The organism is Quadrisphaera sp. RL12-1S, from assembly GCF_014270065.1.
Classification (GTDB): domain Bacteria; phylum Actinomycetota; class Actinomycetes; order Actinomycetales; family Quadrisphaeraceae; genus Quadrisphaera.
Map to the genome: position 1 here is coordinate 12,009 of NZ_JACNME010000008.1, position 13,802 is coordinate 25,810.

Here is a 13,802-nt window from a genome sequence, read left to right on the forward strand (position 1 = left end):
TGGCGGTACTTCGTCAGCCCCGGCACCCGTGCGCCGCGGTGGTACCGGGCAGGCTGGGGAGGTGCTCGCTCTCGTGTGCCCCGGCCAGGGGTCGCAGACCCCCGGCATGCTCGCCGCCTGGCTCGAGGTCCCGGGGGTGGCCGAGCGCCTGCGCTGGTCCAGCGCCGTCGTGGGCCCGGTGGGAGGCGCCGACGACGACGACGCCCTCGGCGCTGACCTGCTCACCCACGGCACCACCTCCGACGCCGAGACCATCCGCGACACCGCCGTCGCGCAGCCGCTCATCGTGGCCGCCGGCCTGGCCGCCGCCGCGGCCCTCTGGCCGGACGGCGTCACCGGGGACGTGGTGCTCGCCGGCCACTCGGTCGGGGAGCTGACCGCTGCCGCGCTGGCCGGGGCCCTCACCCCCGAGGCCGCCCTCGTGCTGGTGCGGGAGCGGGGCCGGGCCATGGCCGCCGCCGCCGCGACCACCAGCACCGGCATGAGCGCCGTGGTCGGGGGGAAGCCCGAGGAGGTGCTGGCCGCCGTCGAGGCCGCCGGCGCCACCGCCGCCAACCACAACGCCGCGGGCCAGGTGGTGGCCGCCGGCACCGCCGAGCAGCTGGCGGCCCTGGCCGCCGCCCCGCCCGCCCGGGCCCGCGTCATCCCGCTGCAGGTGGCGGGCGCCTTCCACACCGAGCACATGGCGCCGGCGCGCGAGCGGCTCGCCGCGCTGGCGCCGGGGGTGCCCACCGCCGACCCGGCCCTGCCCCTGCTGAGCAACGCCGACGGCGCGGTCGTCACCAGCGGCGCCGACGTGCTGGCGCGCATCGTCACGCAGGTGGCCAACCCGGTGCGCTGGGACCTGTGCAGCGACGCCCTCGTGGCCCGCGGGGTGACCGCGCTGCTCGAGCTGAGCCCTGCGGGTACCCTCACCGGGCTGGCCAAGAGGGCCATGCCCGGCGTGGAGCTGCTGGCGCTCAAGGGTCCCGAGGACCTCGACGCGGCCCGGGACCTCATCGCCCGCCACGCCTCGTCCCCGCAGTCCCCGCAGCAGCCCCGGAGCGCCCTCGCATGAGCAGCACGTCCTCGCTGGTCTCCTCGACCGGCCCCGGTCACGCACGAATCCTGTCCGTCGGCGCCTTCCGCCCGCAGCGGGTGGTGACCAACGAGGAGATCTGCACCTACATCGAGTCCACCGACGAGTGGATCCGGCAGCGCACCGGCATCGAGGAGCGCCGCTGGGCGGACGCGGACACCTCCGTGGTGGACATGGCGCAGGCCGCGTCCACCGAGGCGATCGAGAAGGCCGGGCTGGCCGCCAGCGACATCGACGCGGTGATCGTCGCCACGGTCAGCCACCCGTACCAGACCCCCGCCGCCGCGGCGATCCTCACGCACCGCCTGGGCGCCACCCCGGCCGCCGCGTGGGACGTCTCCGCCGGCTGCGCCGGCTTCTGCCACGCCCTCGCCCAGGCCAGCGACCTGGTCCGCGGCGGCACCGCCCGCCACGTGCTGGTGGTGGGCGCGGAGAAGCTGACCGACTTCACCGACCTCACCGACAGGTCCACGGCCTTCCTCTTCGCGGACGGCGCCGGCGCCGTCGTCGTCGGCCCCTCCGACGTCCCGGGCATCGGCCCGACGGTGTGGGGCAGCGACGGCGGCCAGTGGGAGACCATCAAGAACAAGCGCTCCTGGCTGGAGCTGCGCGCTGCGCAGGAGGCCGGCGAGGAGGTCGTCTGGCCGGCCCTGGAGCAGGAGGGCCGGCAGGTCTTCCGCTGGGCCGTCTGGCAGATGGCCCCGGTGGCGCAGAAGGCGATCGACGCCGCGGGCATCGCCGTGGAGGAGCTGTCCGCCTTCGTGCCCCACCAGGCGAACATGCGCATCATCGACGCGATGGTGAAGCAGCTCGGCCTGCCCGAGAGCGTGCCGGTGGCCCGGGACATCGCGCAGATGGGCAACACCTCCGCGGCCTCCGTGCCGCTGGCGATGCACCGCATGCTCGCCGAGGGGCAGGCGCCCTCGGGCGGCCTGGCGCTGCTCATCGGCTACGGCGCGGGCCTGTCCTACGCCTCGCAGGTCGTCGTCCTGCCCTGAGCCCGCCCGCCGCGGCGGCGAGAACCACCAGACCACAGGTCCCACCCAGACCCGGCGAGACGCCGGGCCGACGAAGGAGAGAGCACCCATGGCGCAGTCCGAGCAGGAGATCCTGGCCGGCGTGGCCGAGCTGGTCAACGAGGAGACCGGCCTGCCCGTCGAGAGCGTGGAGATGGACAAGTCCTTCACCGACGACCTCGACATCGACTCCCTGTCGATGACCTCGATCGTCGTCCAGGCCGAGGACAAGTTCTCCGTCACCATCCCCGACGAGGACACCAAGAACCTCAAGACGGTGCGCGACGTCGTCACCTACATCCAGCAGGCCCAGGGCTGACACAGGCCCCGCGTCCGGGGGGCCCGCCGCGGCGGGCCCCCCGGAGCCGCACCATCAGCACCAGCCAGCACCAGCCAGCACCACCGGCACCACCCAGCACCACCAGCAGCCAGCCGCACCTCGGAGGTCCCCGTGAGCTCGAGCCCGTCCCGCACCCGCGTGGTCGTCACCGGCCTGGGCGCCGTCACCCCGCTCGGCGACACCGTGCAGGCCACCTGGGACGCGCTGCTCGCCGGCACCCCCGGCGCCCACACCATCGACGAGCCGTGGGTGGAGGAGTTCCACCTCCCGGTGACCTTCGCCGCGCGCACCAACGTCCCCAGCCCGGACGTGCTGCCCAAGCACGAGGCCAAGCGACTGGACCCCTCGGGCCAGTTCGCCGTGGCCGCGGCGCGCCAGGCCTGGGCCGACGCCGGCACGCCCGAGGTCGACCCGCTGCGCCTGGCCGCCGTGGTGGCCACCGGCATCGGCGGCGTCCACACCCTGCTCGACGCCTACGACACCCTGCGCACCCGCGGCCCGCGCCGCGTGCTGCCGATGACCGTGCCGATGCTCATGCCCAACGGCGCCGCCGGCGCCGTCAGCCTGGCGCTGGGCGCCGCCGCCGGGGCCCACGCCCCGGTGTCCGCGTGCGCCTCCGGCGGCGAGGCCGTCGCCTACGGCCTCAACATGATCCGCACCGGCCGCGCGGACGTCGCCGTGGTCGGCGGCACCGAGGCCGCGATCCACCCGATGCCGCTGGCCAGCTTCGCCGCGATGCAGGCGCTGTCCACCCGCAACGACTCCCCCGAGACCGCCTCCCGGCCCTACGACACCACCCGCGACGGGTTCGTCATGGGCGACGGCGCCGGGATCATGGTGCTGGAGTCCGAGGAGTTCGCCCGCGCCCGCGGCGCCCGCATCTACGCCGAGGTGCTCGGAGCGGGCACCTCCTCCGACGCGTACCACATCGCCGCTCCCGAGCCGGAGGGCGCGGGCGCCTCCCGCGCCGTGCTCGAGGCGCTGCGCGTCTCGGACGTGAGCCCCCGCGACGTCGTGCACATCAACGCCCACGCCACCTCCACGCCCGCGGGCGACCTCGCGGAGGTCAAGGCCCTGCGCGTGGCCCTCGGCGCCGACCTCGACCACGTCGCCCTGTCCGCCACCAAGTCGATGACGGGCCACATGCTGGGCGCCGCGGGAGCCGTGGAGTCGATCTTCGCGATCCTCGCGCTGCACCACCGCCTCGCGCCACCCACCATCAACGTCGAGGACGTCGACCCGGGCGCCGACGTCGACCTCGTGCTGAAGACCCCGCGCGAGCTGCCCGAGGGCGGTGTGGCGCTCAACAACGCCTTCGGCTTCGGCGGCCACAACGTGGCCGTGGCGTTCGGTCCCGCCAGCTGAGAGACCCCGCACGACGGCGAGAGCCCCCTCACGCGCTGTGAGGGGGCTGTCGCCGTGCTGCGTGCGTCAGCCGACGCGGTGGAGCCAGCGGACGGGGTTGCCGTCCCCGGCGTAGCGGAACGGCTCCAGCTCGTCGTCCCAGGCGCGGCCGACAGCGAGGTCGATGCCCTCGCGCAGCAGCTCCAGGTCGTCACCGGCGCGCTCCACGGCGGCGCGCAGCCGGTCCTCGGGGACGACGACGTTGCCGTGCGCGTCCGTGACGGCGTGGAAGATGCCCAGCTCCGGGGTGTGGCTCCAGCGGCCGCCGTCGACGCCCTCGCTGGGCTCCTCGGTGACCTCGAAGCGCAGGTGCGCCCACCCCCGCAGAGCTGAGGTGAGGCGCGCCCCGGTACCAGGCGCCCCGTGCCAGGGCACCTCTCCGCGCAGCAGGCCGGGCGCCACCGGCTGGTCGGACCAGTCGATGGTGACCGACACGCCGACGACGTTGGCCGCCGCCCACTCCACGTGCGGGCAGACCGCACGTGGCACGGAGTGCACGAACAGCACGCCACGGGTGATCCCACCGGACATCTCGACCTCCTCCGACCTCGGCGCGTGGTGCGTCTTCCCCAACGACCTGCGACGGGACGAACAGCGGTGCGGACGACGCGGACGGACCGTGCGGCGCGTTCTGCTCGTCGGTCATGATGCACCACGCGGCGTGACGGCACCAGGAGATCGGGGTCGCGGGCGCCGGCGTGTCGGTGAGCGCAGCGTGGTCGCCGGTCGCGGGTCCGTCGCACGGGGGTCCCGGGGCCACCCGGACGGGTGCAGGAGGGTGAAGCGCTCAGGCTCTGGTGATCACGTGCCGATGGAAGTGCGTGAGCACCCTCAGCCACCGGCGCGACCCCGTCACGGAGGTCATCCGCCCCGCCGCCATCGTGCCGGAGGAGGCTGCCCGCACGGTGCTGCTGGAGCTCGCACGCCGGGACGTGCAGAACGGCGGGGTCTGGGAGTCCGAACCGACCACCTGGAGCCGCTGGGACCGCCCGTGGTCTCCCTCGGGCGACGTCGGCGGGGCGCAGCTGCTCGGGAGCCTGCACGTGGCCTACGGGACGCCCACGCGCTACGAGATCACCATCTACCGCATCACCGTGACCGTGGCCGGCATCGACGCGGGCTGGACGGTGGAGTCGCTGTGCGACGAGGCGCTCGGCTACGGCGGCCTGACGCTGGGCGGGTGCCCGCGCGCGGTGCTGCAGGCGCCGCCGAGGCCCTTCCGCCACTGAGCGCCGGCGCAGCGGCCGCTGCTGGTTCCTGGGACCCGCCCGCGGCGTGCTGTGATGGACGCGTGGTCGACCACCCGCGCAGACCCGCCTTCCTGGGCCCCGCCGCTCTGGACTCCCTGCGCGGCGGCGGCGACCCCGCGCTGCGCGAGGAGGCCGCCCAGACCACCGCCCGCCTCATCGTCGACGGCGCCCGCGGCTCCCAGGACGAGGAGGTGGCGGCGCGCCTCGTGGGCCTGGCCGACGAGCACGGCCTGGAGGTGCTGTCCTCGCTGTGGGCGGACGCCCCGGCGGACAGCCTCGCGGGGGCGCTGTGGCGCCTGTTCGCGCTGCGCCAGTGGGTCCACGCAGACCCCGAGGGCGCCGCGCGCGAGTTCGAGGAGGGCCGTCGCAGCGCGCCGGTCATGGAGGTCGTGGCCGGGGTGGGAGACCCGCCCGGTCCAGACGAGGTCCGCCGCTCCGTGGACGCCGTGCTGCGCGGGCTCGCCCGCGGGGACGTCCCCACCACGTTCGAGCGGGCGGCAGCGTTCGCCCGCGTGGTGGCCGCCGGGCGCGCGGCCCGGGCGGCGCAGGGCCTGCCACCGGTGACCGGCGGTGCCGCCGCGGCGGCACGGGCGGGCGGTCCCACCGAGTCCGCCGTGCGCCTGGTGCGGACCGCGGAGCAGCTCGAGGGGGCCGCCCGCCAGGTGCGCCTGGAGCGCTTCGAGGCGGCCCGGGACCCCGGGCAGGACGACGACGGCGGGGGCGGTGCGGGCCCGTCCGGCGGCCCGCCACCGGCGAGTCCTCCCCATCGCGCGACCGACGGCCCCGGTCGGGGTTAGCCTTGGAGCGCGTCGGGCCGCGGTAGCCCCGGGCTCCACTTGAAGCCGCTACGAGCGGCCCCGCGCCGAGAGGCGCTCCCGGCCCGACGCACTCACCCCGGGCCGTCGACCCCGCCGGCTGCGTCGCCCGCGCGCAGCTCGTCCAGCACCGCGCGCAGCCACCCGGGACCGGCGCTGCTCGCCGCCGCCGGGAGCCTGGCGCGCAGCCCGCGGTCTGCCGTCACCACGAGCACCGTCCGCCCCGCGGCCACGAGGTGGTCCGCCAGCCCGGCGATGGCGGAGTCGCCGTCCTGCGGGGCGAGGTGCACGTGGACGCCGGCGTGGAGCCCCTCGGAGGAGGCCGCCCGCGCGGCCCCCTCCAGCACGGCGTGCACCTCGCCCACGGCCAGCGCCGCCTCGGCGCCGCCGGGACCGGGCACGACGCCGGCCCGCGCCAGCAGGGCCAGCTGCGCGAGCAGCCGCCGGGCGGCCCCCGGGCGGTCGCGCCACCAGCCGTCGGGGCGTGAGCCCACCGCGTTGGCGGCGTCGACCACCACGTCGGTGCGCGCCGCGCCCGGACGGCCGCGACCGTCGTCGTCGTCCCCCAGTGAGCCGGCCACCCCGTGAGCCTGCCCGGCGGTGTGCGCAGACGGCTCGCAGGGGGTACCACTGCCTCATGAGCGAACCTCCGGAGCTGCCGGACGAAGACGCCCCCTGGGCCGACGGGCCGGGCCACCTCAGCGGTGAGGACCTGCCTCTGCCCGAGGAGGTCGCCGCCCTGGAGGACCTGCCCCCGGAGGACGAGGTGCCGCCGTCGCCGAGCTGAGCCCCGCCGACCGGGCCGCCGCGGGCGCCGACCGCCCGGAGGGCCCGCTGGTCGTGACCGTGCCCGGACGCTCCGGCCGTGCGGCGGGCCGGCTGGTGCTGCCCGCGGAGGAGCTGCGGTGGCGCTTCTCGCGGTCGTCGGGGCCCGGCGGCCAGGGCGTCAACACCGCGGACTCCCGGGTGGAGCTCTCCTGGGACGTGGCCGGCTCCCGGGTGCTCGACGAGCCCGTGCGCGAGCGGCTGCTGGAGGCGCTGGAGGGCCGGCTGGTGGACGGGGTGCTGGTGGTGGCCGCCTCGCAGCACCGCCAGCAGCGGCGCAACCGGTCCGCGGCGCGCGACAGGCTCGCCGCGCTGGTCGCCTCGGCCGCCGCGGCACCGCCACCGGCCCGTCGCGCCACGCGGATCTCGGCGGGGGCCAGGCGGCGCCGGGCGGAGGCCAAGCAGTCGCGCAGCAGCACCAAGGCGCTGCGCCGCCGGCCCGACTGGTGAGGTCCGGTCCTCCCACGGAGCCCGCACGGCGCCTGGTACTGTCGTCCTCCGACGCAGCCGCTGGCGCGTCCGGTCCCGCATAGCTCAATTGGCAGAGCAGCCGGCTGTTAACCGGCAGGTTCTTGGTTCGAGTCCAAGTGCGGGAGCCCCCTCGGAGTCGCAGAGCACCGGAGCTCGAGAGCCGCTCCAGCCGGTCCCGTCGCAGCGCCCCGGCAGCTGCTGTGCTGAAGCGTCCTGGTCGACGAGGTGACGCCCGCGCCACCCACCGTCGCCACCGGCACCCGCTCGGGCGGGACCGTGCGGCACGAGGGTGCCGGGACGGCCTCGACGGCGGCGCCCGCCCCTGGTCTTCGGGCCGATCGCGGGACAGCGAGGTCGCCGCCCGCGACCCTTCCGCGGCGGTGACGAGGGCTGCCGGCCGAGGCCGGCGGTCGTCGGGGGTGGAGACGGCGACGTGGCGCGCGTGACCGAGGTCGACCAGGTGGTCGTGGTGGAACGGGCCGACGGCACGTCCGAGGTGACCGTCGCGGGGAGCGTCCGCGTGCTGCGAGCGCCGTCGGCCGCGGAGGCCCGCGAGGAGGTCAGCGTCCTGGTGGCCGACCGCGCCGCCGCGCTCGGCCACCCGGTGCGCGTGCTCACCCGCTCCGAGGACGGTGACAGCACCGTGGTGGTCTTCCCCTCCGGGGCCGTCTGGCCCGGAGGCCCCGACGGGCACGAGGACGGCGAGGACGGGTCCTTCGACCTCGACGCGGAGGCCGAGGTCGTCACCGCGGGCAGCGATGGCGCGGCCGGCGCTGCGACCACCGCCCCGACCCCCTCCCCCGTGGCCACGGTGCTGGTGCCCGCCCCCGCGGCAGCGCCGCGGCTCGAGAAGCGCCCCTGGGGCTACGACCACCCCGAGGGCCGCAGCTCCTTCGTGCGCCGGGCGGAAGCCGTGGCGGTGGCCGCGCAGGGCTGGCGAGGCCGCCTGAACCGGGTGGGGCTGCACCTGGCGCCCGGCGCCGCCGAGCGCGCTGAGCTGGCCGACGTCCGGGCCCTGTCGCAGCAGTGGGCGGGGCCGCGCACCGTCGTCGTCGTCAACCCCAAGGGCGGGGCGGGCAAGACGCCGAGCACGGCGATGCTGGCCGCCGTCCTCGCCCGCCACGGCGGCGGCAGCGTGCTGGCCTGGGAGAGCAGCCAGACCCGCGGCACCCTCGGCTGGCGCACCGAGCAGGACGCCCACACGGGCACCTCCAGCGACCTGCTCCCGCGGGTGCCCGCGCTGCTGGGGCGGGGCTCCGGGGTGGCCGACCTCGCGCCCTACGTGCACCACCAGCACGAGGACCGCTACGACGTGCTGCGCTCCCAGCCCCCGGCGCTGGCCAGCGAGCAGCGCATGGACCTGGACGCCGTGGACGCCCTCCACGAGCTGGCCACCACCTACTACCGCCTCCTCCTGGTCGACTCCGGCAACGACCAGTCCGAGCCGACCTGGCTGCGGATGATCGAGCGGGCGCACCAGCTGGTGGTGCCGACCACCACGCGCGACGACCACGCCGAGGCCGCGGCCCTGCTGCTCGAGGGCCTGGGCCAGCGGGACGAGCGCTCGGCGGCGCTGGCCGCCTCAGCGGTGGTGCTCGTGACGCAGGCGGATCGCCGCGCCTCGACCAGGGACGTCCGGCGCGTGGTCGACGGTCTGCGCCCCCTCGCCCGCGAGGTGCACGCCGTGCCGTTCGACCCGCACCTCGTGGACGGGCAGCTGCGGTACGACGCCTTGCGCCCCGCGACGCGGCGGACGTGGTTGGCGGCGGCAGCAGCGGTGGGCCGCGGCCTCTGACGCAGCGGACGGCGGCCGTCTGGCACGATCGGGCGGACGCGCCGCGGTAGCTCAGCCGGTCAGAGCAGGGGACTCATAATCCCTGGGTCGTGGGTTCGAGCCCCACCCGCGGCACATGATCACCGTGCCGTGCGACCCGGCGCTGGTGGAGGGGCTGCAGACACTGACGCTGCGAGGGCCGCGACCCTCGATGCCCCCCTGGGCAGGCTTCTCGCCGGAGTGACCCAGGTCACACCAATCGTCCCGTGACGTTTCCGGGCTTCCTGACTCCTACCTCATGTCGCGCACTTCGGGCACCGCCCGGAGGACGACGCAAGAGCCCGACGAGGACCGGCCGACAGGCCGGCAGAGGGAAGGACGGAACCCCATGTCCCAGACCACCACCAGCACCGCCGTCGCTTCGACCAAGCCGGGTGCGCTCACCACGTCCCAGGGCCACACCACGATCGCCGACACCGTCGTGTCGAAGATCGCCGGCATCGCCGCCCGCGAGGTCACCGGTGTCCACAACCTGGGCGGCGGCGCCTCCCGCGCCATCGGCGCCCTGCGCGAGCGCATCCCGGGTGCCACCACCAACCACGCCCAGGGGATCTCGGTGGAGGTCGGCGAGAAGCAGGCCGCCGTCGACATCAACCTCATCGCCGAGTACGGCGTGTCCATCGCCGACCTGGCTGCGGGCGTGCGCCGCAACGTCATCGCCTCGGTGGAGCGCATGACGGGCCTCGAGGTCACCGAGGTCAACATCGAGGTCGCCGACGTCTTCATCCCCTCCGAGGACGACGGGGACGACGAGCCGGCCAAGCCCGCCCGCGTCCAGTGAGCCCCTCGTCCGCCTCGACGCCCGGGGCCGTCCCGGTGGCCGCTCCCGCAGCGGCCACCACCCCGGGCGCCGTCGACGACGCCGCCGCGGCTGACGCAGTGGTCGAGACGGTGCTCGGCGTCCCCGGGGTCGCGGCCCTGTCCGCCGGTCCCGCAGGGTCAGCAGCGACGCTGCTGCCCGGGCGCCGGATCGACGGCGTGGCCCTGCGTCCCACCGGCACCGAGGTGCACGTGGCCGTCAGGTACGGCGTCGACGTCCGTGCCACCGCCCGCGCGGTGCACGACGCGGTCGCCGCCCTCGGCACCGCAGTGCCCCAGCCGGTGAACGTCCACGTGGAGGACGTCTTGGCGCGCTGACCGCGCCACCCCGGCGCCAGCGCCGGACCTGAGCGGGCGGGTCGCCACGGCGGCCCGCCCGCCCCTGTGCCCCGAGGGTCTCGGGGCTCCCAGACCGAGTCGGAGGAGACACCATGAACAGCTCTGTCCCCGCTTCCTGGGCCGGCGCCCTCGCCGGTCTGCTCCTGGCCATCGCCGCTGCGGTCGGAGGGTTCGGCGCCCTGGTCGGCGCCCTCGTCCTCGGCGTCATCGGCTGGCTCGTCGGCGCCCAGGCCGAAGGCCGCATCGACGTCCTCGGCGCCCTCGGCCGCCGCAGCCGCGGCTGACGGGAGGCCCCGCATGAGCACCGCATCCCTGCAGCAGGACCGCGAGGTCGACTTCTCAGACCTGACGGTGGCGGGCCAGGCTCCGACCGCAGCGGACGCCGCCGACCGCGGTCAGCTCGAGGTGGCTGAGCGCGTGGTGGTGGCCATCGCCCGCGCCGCCGCCATGGAGGTCCCCGGGGTGGCCACCCCCTCCCAGAACAAGAGCGCCTCCAAGGCCGCTGGCGGCGTCAGCGGCATCACCAGCCAGATCGGCGACCAGCTGACCTCCGCGGTGGGACGCACCCTGCCCCGGGCCTCCGCCCAGGTCGCCGGCGACCGCGCCCGCCTCAGCGTCGAGATCGCCCTGCTGTGGCCCCACTCCGCAGCCACCGTCGCCGCCGCCGTGCGCGAGCACGTCGCCACGCGCCTGCGCGAGTACGCCGCCACCACCACCGACACCGTCGCCGTCACCATCTCCACCGTCGTGCGCGACCAGCGCACCACCACCACCAGGAGGGTCCAGTGAGCACCCCCACCCAGACCCGCCAGTCCCAGACCAGCCAGACCAGCCAGGCCGGTCAGGCCAGTCGGGCGAGCGCCCCGCTGCGCCCGGCTCCCCTGCCCACCGGCGCCGGGCGCATCGGCTGGCTCGGGCCCCTGCTGGCCGTCCTGCTCCTGGGCGTCGCCGTGCTGCTGGGCCAGGACGCCTGGGTCCGCCTCAACGGCGTCCAGAGCTCCTGGCTCGGATCGGTCATCTCCGCCCTGAACGGCCTGGCCCCCTCTGCGGCCCTGGCCGTGCCCGCCGCCATCGCCATCATCATCGGCCTCCTTCTCCTGCTGGCGGCCTTCTCCCGCCGCAAGCGCAAGGCCCTGGTCCTGCGCGGAGACCTCGGCGCCCACCTGACCACCCGCGACGTGGCCCGCCTGGCCTCCGGCGCCGCCCGCCAGGTCGACGGGGTCCTGGACGCCTCCGCCTCGGCCACCCGCCGCAAGGTCACCGTCGAGGTCACCACCACCGGTGATGGCGCCACCCGCGGCGCGGTGCAGGCCGATGTCCAGCGGGCCCTGTCGGCCCTGGCCGACGCCCCGAAGGTCACCATCAACGCCAAGGAGGCGAGCTGATGAGCCGCAAGACCGCAGGCTTTGACCGCCTGGCCGTCTTCGTCGTCGGCCTGGTCCTGCTCGCCGGTGGCGCCCTGGTGGGCGCCTGGGCCTTGAACCTGCTGCCCCAGCTGGGCGTGCCCGCCTCAGCGGTCCCCCAGAAGATCTCCACCGCTGGGGCCACCGACCTCACCGGGGCCTCGTGGTGGGCCTACGCCACCGCCGCCGCCGCCGTGGTGCTGGGCCTGGCCGGCCTGTGGTGGCTGCTGGCCCACATCCCCCACCGCGGCGCCGACCCGGTGCGCCTTCCCGGTTCGTCGGCCGCGGGGACCCTGGTCCTGGACGGGGACGCCGCCGTGGCGGTGGCCGCCCAGGTCATCTCCGAGGTGCCCGGGGTGCGCTCGGCCAGCGGGAAGATGGTCTCCGAGCGCGGTCAGCTGATCGCCGAGCTGGACGTGGTCGCTGACCCCGAGGTGGACCTGGTCGCCCTGGACCACGCCATGGTCGCCGCCAGCGCGGACCTGAACACGGTCCTGTCCCGCGCGGACGTGCGCGGCCGGGTCCACGTGGCCATCGCCCGCCGCTCCAAGGGCCTGACCCGCGTCGCCTGACCCGCACCAGACCGCACCCGCGGCAGCACAGCCCCGGACGCCTCATGGCGTCCGGGGCTGTCGCCTTCCCGGGGCACCCCGGGTCCCGCGCCTCAGCGGTCGGCGCGCAGCAACCCCATGACCACCACGTCCTCGTAGGCGCCGCGCACCCAGGCGTGCTCGCGTCGTCGTCCTTCTTCCACGAAGCCGACCTTCGCGTAGGCGCGCAGCGCGCCGGTGTTCGACGCGATGGCCTGCAGGTGGATGCGCCGCAGGTTGCGGCGGGTGAAGCCGAACTCCACCAGCTGCCGCAGCGCCTCGGTGCCGACACCCCGCCCGCGGTGCCCCGCCGCGAGGCTGATCCCGGCCTCGGCGTGGCGGGCGAGCGCGTCGAAGCCGAACAGGGTGGCGCTGCCGACGGGCTCGCCGTCCACGTCGACGACGAAGAAGACGTCGTCGCGGTAGCTCGTGGCCGCGGCCGTCGCCTGCGCGTCGTACCGCTGGCGGGGCACGGGACCGGGAGCGCTCGGGTCGCGCTCCTCCCACGTGTCCAGGTCGGAGGCGATGCCGTAGAGGACGTCCAGGTCGGCCGGGGTGCGCGCGCGGAGCGTGACGACGGGTGCCTCAGCCATCGCTGCACCGTAGCCGCCGGTGCTCGCCACCCCCGCACGCGGCGCATCGGCGCCGCCGGCAGCGACTTCGTCCAGCCCCTTGATCCCGTGGTGGACGCGGGAGCACGCTCGGCCGGTGGACCTCCCCCGCCTGCTGGCGCCCACCGCTGCCACCGCCCTGCTCGCCGCCGCAGCCGTGGCGCTCGCGCCCGCTGCGTCGGCGCACGGCAGGCACCACACCGGCTCAGCGGCCGCGGGTCTGCCGGCGGCGGCGTCCGTCGTCCCCAGGCTCGCCGGGGGCGTCACCGTCACGGCGGACGCCGGCGCCTCGGTGCCCACGTCCGCGAGCGCCGACTGGACCGTCCCGGCGTGCAGCGGCACCGTCTACGCGACCTTCATGCTCACCCAGCGCACCGCCGACGGTGGCCGGTCGGTGTACCTGCAGGACAAGGGCGCGCGCGCCTACCCCTGCCAGGCTGCTGCGCAGACCATCACGGTCCGGTACGGCGCTGCGGACCCCGCCCAGGGCGCGCTGACCGCGGGTGACGTGGTCCTCACCACCACCACGTACGCGGCGGCCTCCGGGGGGCGGCAGACCAGCAGCACCAGCACCACCGCACGTGCCGTCGTGAGCGCCACCGGGCTGCCCGAGGCGACGAGCGTGGTCCCGCGCTTCCTGCAGGGCGTCTCGCTGCACGCGGACGCGGGCAGCCCCACCGGCGTCAGCGCGGCCGCCCGCTGGGTGGTGCCGGCGTGCACCGGCACGGTCCGCGCGGCGTTCACGCTCTTCCAGGACGGCGAGACCCGCCCGCGGGCCGCGCAGGGCGACGGCCCCGCGGACTTCCCGTGCAGCCCCGCGGACCAGGTGGTCACCGTCGTCTACCGGCCCACCACCGCGGGCTCCCCCGCGCTGCACGCCGGACGCGCGGACGCGTGGGTGGACACCTACGGCTCCCGCAGCGGCGGAACCGGCGAGCCGCTGCAGTCAGCGCAGACGGCTGTGGCGGTCCGCTGACCCGTGGTGGGCGTCAGCTCTCCCCTCGGCC

General features: G+C 76.2%; 19 protein-coding genes and 2 tRNA genes. 18 read left to right on the forward strand and 3 right to left on the reverse strand.

The window, feature by feature from the left end; translation table 11 throughout:
* Positions 1 to 61 precede the first annotated feature (61 nt).
* The 4 genes from H7K62_RS14690 to H7K62_RS14705 all read left to right on the forward strand — a co-directional run bounded on the left by H7K62_RS14690 (position 62) and on the right by H7K62_RS14705 (position 3,799).
* Positions 62 to 1,057: an ACP S-malonyltransferase gene (locus H7K62_RS14690; RefSeq protein WP_186719628.1), complete on the forward strand. Its 996-nt coding sequence runs from the start codon at positions 62 to 64 to the stop codon at positions 1,055 to 1,057.
* The gene (locus H7K62_RS14695; protein ID WP_186719630.1) at positions 1,054 to 2,076 is read left to right on the forward strand and encodes a beta-ketoacyl-ACP synthase III; all 1,023 of its coding nucleotides are present in this window, start codon (positions 1,054 to 1,056) and stop codon (positions 2,074 to 2,076) included. Before H7K62_RS14690 ends, H7K62_RS14695 begins: the two co-directional genes overlap by 4 nt.
* A gap of 88 nt (positions 2,077 to 2,164) precedes the next feature.
* The gene (locus H7K62_RS14700) at positions 2,165 to 2,413 is read left to right on the forward strand and encodes an acyl carrier protein (RefSeq protein ID WP_109776135.1); all 249 of its coding nucleotides are present in this window, start codon (positions 2,165 to 2,167) and stop codon (positions 2,411 to 2,413) included.
* Between the two features lie 132 nt (positions 2,414 to 2,545).
* Entirely contained in the window at positions 2,546 to 3,799 is a 1,254-nt protein-coding gene (locus tag H7K62_RS14705; RefSeq protein WP_186719632.1) for a beta-ketoacyl-[acyl-carrier-protein] synthase family protein, read from the forward strand.
* A gap of 66 nt (positions 3,800 to 3,865) precedes the next feature.
* Here the strand turns inward: H7K62_RS14705 and H7K62_RS14710 are convergent, their stop codons facing one another.
* Complete coding sequence (locus H7K62_RS14710) at positions 3,866 to 4,369, reverse strand: DUF3145 domain-containing protein (RefSeq protein WP_186719634.1); 504 nt, start codon at positions 4,367 to 4,369, stop codon at positions 3,866 to 3,868.
* A 290-nt stretch (positions 4,370 to 4,659) separates the two neighbouring features.
* Between H7K62_RS14710 and H7K62_RS14715 the strand changes: the two genes are divergently transcribed.
* Together H7K62_RS14715 and H7K62_RS14720 are read left to right on the forward strand one after the other, a co-directional pair.
* Entirely contained in the window at positions 4,660 to 5,067 is a 408-nt protein-coding gene (locus H7K62_RS14715; protein WP_186719636.1) for a hypothetical protein, read from the forward strand.
* Positions 5,068 to 5,129: 62 nt separating this feature from the next.
* Positions 5,130 to 5,885 carry a hypothetical protein gene (locus H7K62_RS14720; protein WP_186719637.1) on the forward strand — a complete coding sequence of 252 codons (756 nt, stop codon included), beginning with the start codon at positions 5,130 to 5,132 and terminating at the stop codon, positions 5,883 to 5,885.
* A 92-nt stretch (positions 5,886 to 5,977) separates the two neighbouring features.
* Here H7K62_RS14720 and H7K62_RS14725 read toward each other — a convergent pair whose 3' ends face one another.
* A complete protein-coding gene (locus tag H7K62_RS14725) occupies positions 5,978 to 6,484 on the reverse strand; it encodes a hypothetical protein (protein ID WP_222437656.1) in 507 nt (168 codons plus the stop codon).
* Positions 6,485 to 6,540: 56 nt separating this feature from the next.
* On the opposite strand from H7K62_RS14725, the gene H7K62_RS14730 reads away from it, so the two are divergent.
* The 11 genes from H7K62_RS14730 to H7K62_RS14780 all read left to right on the forward strand — a co-directional run bounded on the left by H7K62_RS14730 (position 6,541) and on the right by H7K62_RS14780 (position 12,166).
* The gene (locus H7K62_RS14730) at positions 6,541 to 6,690 is read left to right on the forward strand and encodes a hypothetical protein (protein ID WP_186719638.1); all 150 of its coding nucleotides are present in this window, start codon (positions 6,541 to 6,543) and stop codon (positions 6,688 to 6,690) included.
* A 53-nt stretch (positions 6,691 to 6,743) separates the two neighbouring features.
* Complete coding sequence (gene arfB / locus H7K62_RS14735; RefSeq protein ID WP_186719639.1) at positions 6,744 to 7,178, forward strand: alternative ribosome rescue aminoacyl-tRNA hydrolase ArfB; 435 nt, start codon at positions 6,744 to 6,746, stop codon at positions 7,176 to 7,178.
* Between the two features lie 73 nt (positions 7,179 to 7,251).
* Positions 7,252 to 7,324 (forward strand) — tRNA-Asn (locus H7K62_RS14740).
* Positions 7,325 to 7,641: 317 nt separating this feature from the next.
* Complete coding sequence (locus tag H7K62_RS14745) at positions 7,642 to 8,994, forward strand: hypothetical protein (protein ID WP_222437657.1); 1,353 nt, start codon at positions 7,642 to 7,644, stop codon at positions 8,992 to 8,994.
* A 40-nt stretch (positions 8,995 to 9,034) separates the two neighbouring features.
* Positions 9,035 to 9,108, forward strand: a tRNA-Ile gene (locus H7K62_RS14750).
* Between the two features lie 253 nt (positions 9,109 to 9,361).
* A complete protein-coding gene (locus tag H7K62_RS14755; RefSeq protein ID WP_186719643.1) occupies positions 9,362 to 9,814 on the forward strand; it encodes an Asp23/Gls24 family envelope stress response protein in 453 nt (150 codons plus the stop codon).
* Positions 9,811 to 10,170 carry an Asp23/Gls24 family envelope stress response protein gene (locus H7K62_RS14760; RefSeq protein WP_222437658.1) on the forward strand — a complete coding sequence of 120 codons (360 nt, stop codon included), beginning with the start codon at positions 9,811 to 9,813 and terminating at the stop codon, positions 10,168 to 10,170. Before H7K62_RS14755 ends, H7K62_RS14760 begins: the two co-directional genes overlap by 4 nt.
* Positions 10,171 to 10,283: 113 nt before the next feature.
* Positions 10,284 to 10,475, forward strand: coding sequence for a DUF2273 domain-containing protein (locus H7K62_RS14765; protein WP_186719645.1), 192 nt, complete (start codon positions 10,284 to 10,286; stop codon positions 10,473 to 10,475).
* A 13-nt stretch (positions 10,476 to 10,488) separates the two neighbouring features.
* On the forward strand, positions 10,489 to 10,980 hold the full coding sequence (locus tag H7K62_RS14770; protein WP_186719647.1) for an Asp23/Gls24 family envelope stress response protein: 492 nt from the start codon (positions 10,489 to 10,491) through the stop codon (positions 10,978 to 10,980).
* Positions 10,977 to 11,576, forward strand: a complete 600-nt coding sequence (locus H7K62_RS24055) for a DUF6286 domain-containing protein (protein WP_186719648.1) — start codon at positions 10,977 to 10,979, stop codon at positions 11,574 to 11,576. Before H7K62_RS14770 ends, H7K62_RS24055 begins: the two co-directional genes overlap by 4 nt.
* Positions 11,576 to 12,166, forward strand: coding sequence for a hypothetical protein (locus tag H7K62_RS14780; protein ID WP_186719649.1), 591 nt, complete (start codon positions 11,576 to 11,578; stop codon positions 12,164 to 12,166). The genes H7K62_RS24055 and H7K62_RS14780 overlap by 1 nt, the downstream gene beginning before the upstream one ends.
* A gap of 92 nt (positions 12,167 to 12,258) precedes the next feature.
* Here the strand turns inward: H7K62_RS14780 and H7K62_RS14785 are convergent, their stop codons facing one another.
* Entirely contained in the window at positions 12,259 to 12,777 is a 519-nt protein-coding gene (locus tag H7K62_RS14785) for a GNAT family N-acetyltransferase (protein ID WP_186719650.1), read from the reverse strand.
* Between the two features lie 115 nt (positions 12,778 to 12,892).
* Here H7K62_RS14785 and H7K62_RS14790 point away from each other — a divergent pair, with 115 nt between their 5' ends.
* Positions 12,893 to 13,771, forward strand: coding sequence for a hypothetical protein (locus H7K62_RS14790; protein ID WP_186719651.1), 879 nt, complete (start codon positions 12,893 to 12,895; stop codon positions 13,769 to 13,771).
* Positions 13,772 to 13,802: the final 31 nt, after the last annotated feature.

What these genes read in the sequence shown, in the direction of transcription:
- H7K62_RS14710 (WP_186719634.1), bottom strand. Translation starts at nt 4,369, where the DNA reads ATGTCCGGTGGGATCACCCGTGGCGTGCTGTTCGTGCACTCCGTGCCA.
- H7K62_RS14780 (WP_186719649.1), top strand. Translation starts at nt 11,576, where the DNA reads ATGAGCCGCAAGACCGCAGGCTTTGACCGCCTGGCCGTCTTCGTCGTC.
- H7K62_RS14765 (WP_186719645.1), top strand. Translation starts at nt 10,284, where the DNA reads ATGAACAGCTCTGTCCCCGCTTCCTGGGCCGGCGCCCTCGCCGGTCTG.
- H7K62_RS14695 (WP_186719630.1), top strand. Translation starts at nt 1,054, where the DNA reads ATGAGCAGCACGTCCTCGCTGGTCTCCTCGACCGGCCCCGGTCACGCA.
- H7K62_RS14770 (WP_186719647.1), top strand. Translation starts at nt 10,489, where the DNA reads ATGAGCACCGCATCCCTGCAGCAGGACCGCGAGGTCGACTTCTCAGAC.
- H7K62_RS14730 (WP_186719638.1), top strand. Translation starts at nt 6,541, where the DNA reads ATGAGCGAACCTCCGGAGCTGCCGGACGAAGACGCCCCCTGGGCCGAC.
- H7K62_RS14755 (WP_186719643.1), top strand. Translation starts at nt 9,362, where the DNA reads ATGTCCCAGACCACCACCAGCACCGCCGTCGCTTCGACCAAGCCGGGT.
- H7K62_RS14700 (WP_109776135.1), top strand. Translation starts at nt 2,165, where the DNA reads ATGGCGCAGTCCGAGCAGGAGATCCTGGCCGGCGTGGCCGAGCTGGTC.
- H7K62_RS14785 (WP_186719650.1), bottom strand. Translation starts at nt 12,777, where the DNA reads ATGGCTGAGGCACCCGTCGTCACGCTCCGCGCGCGCACCCCGGCCGAC.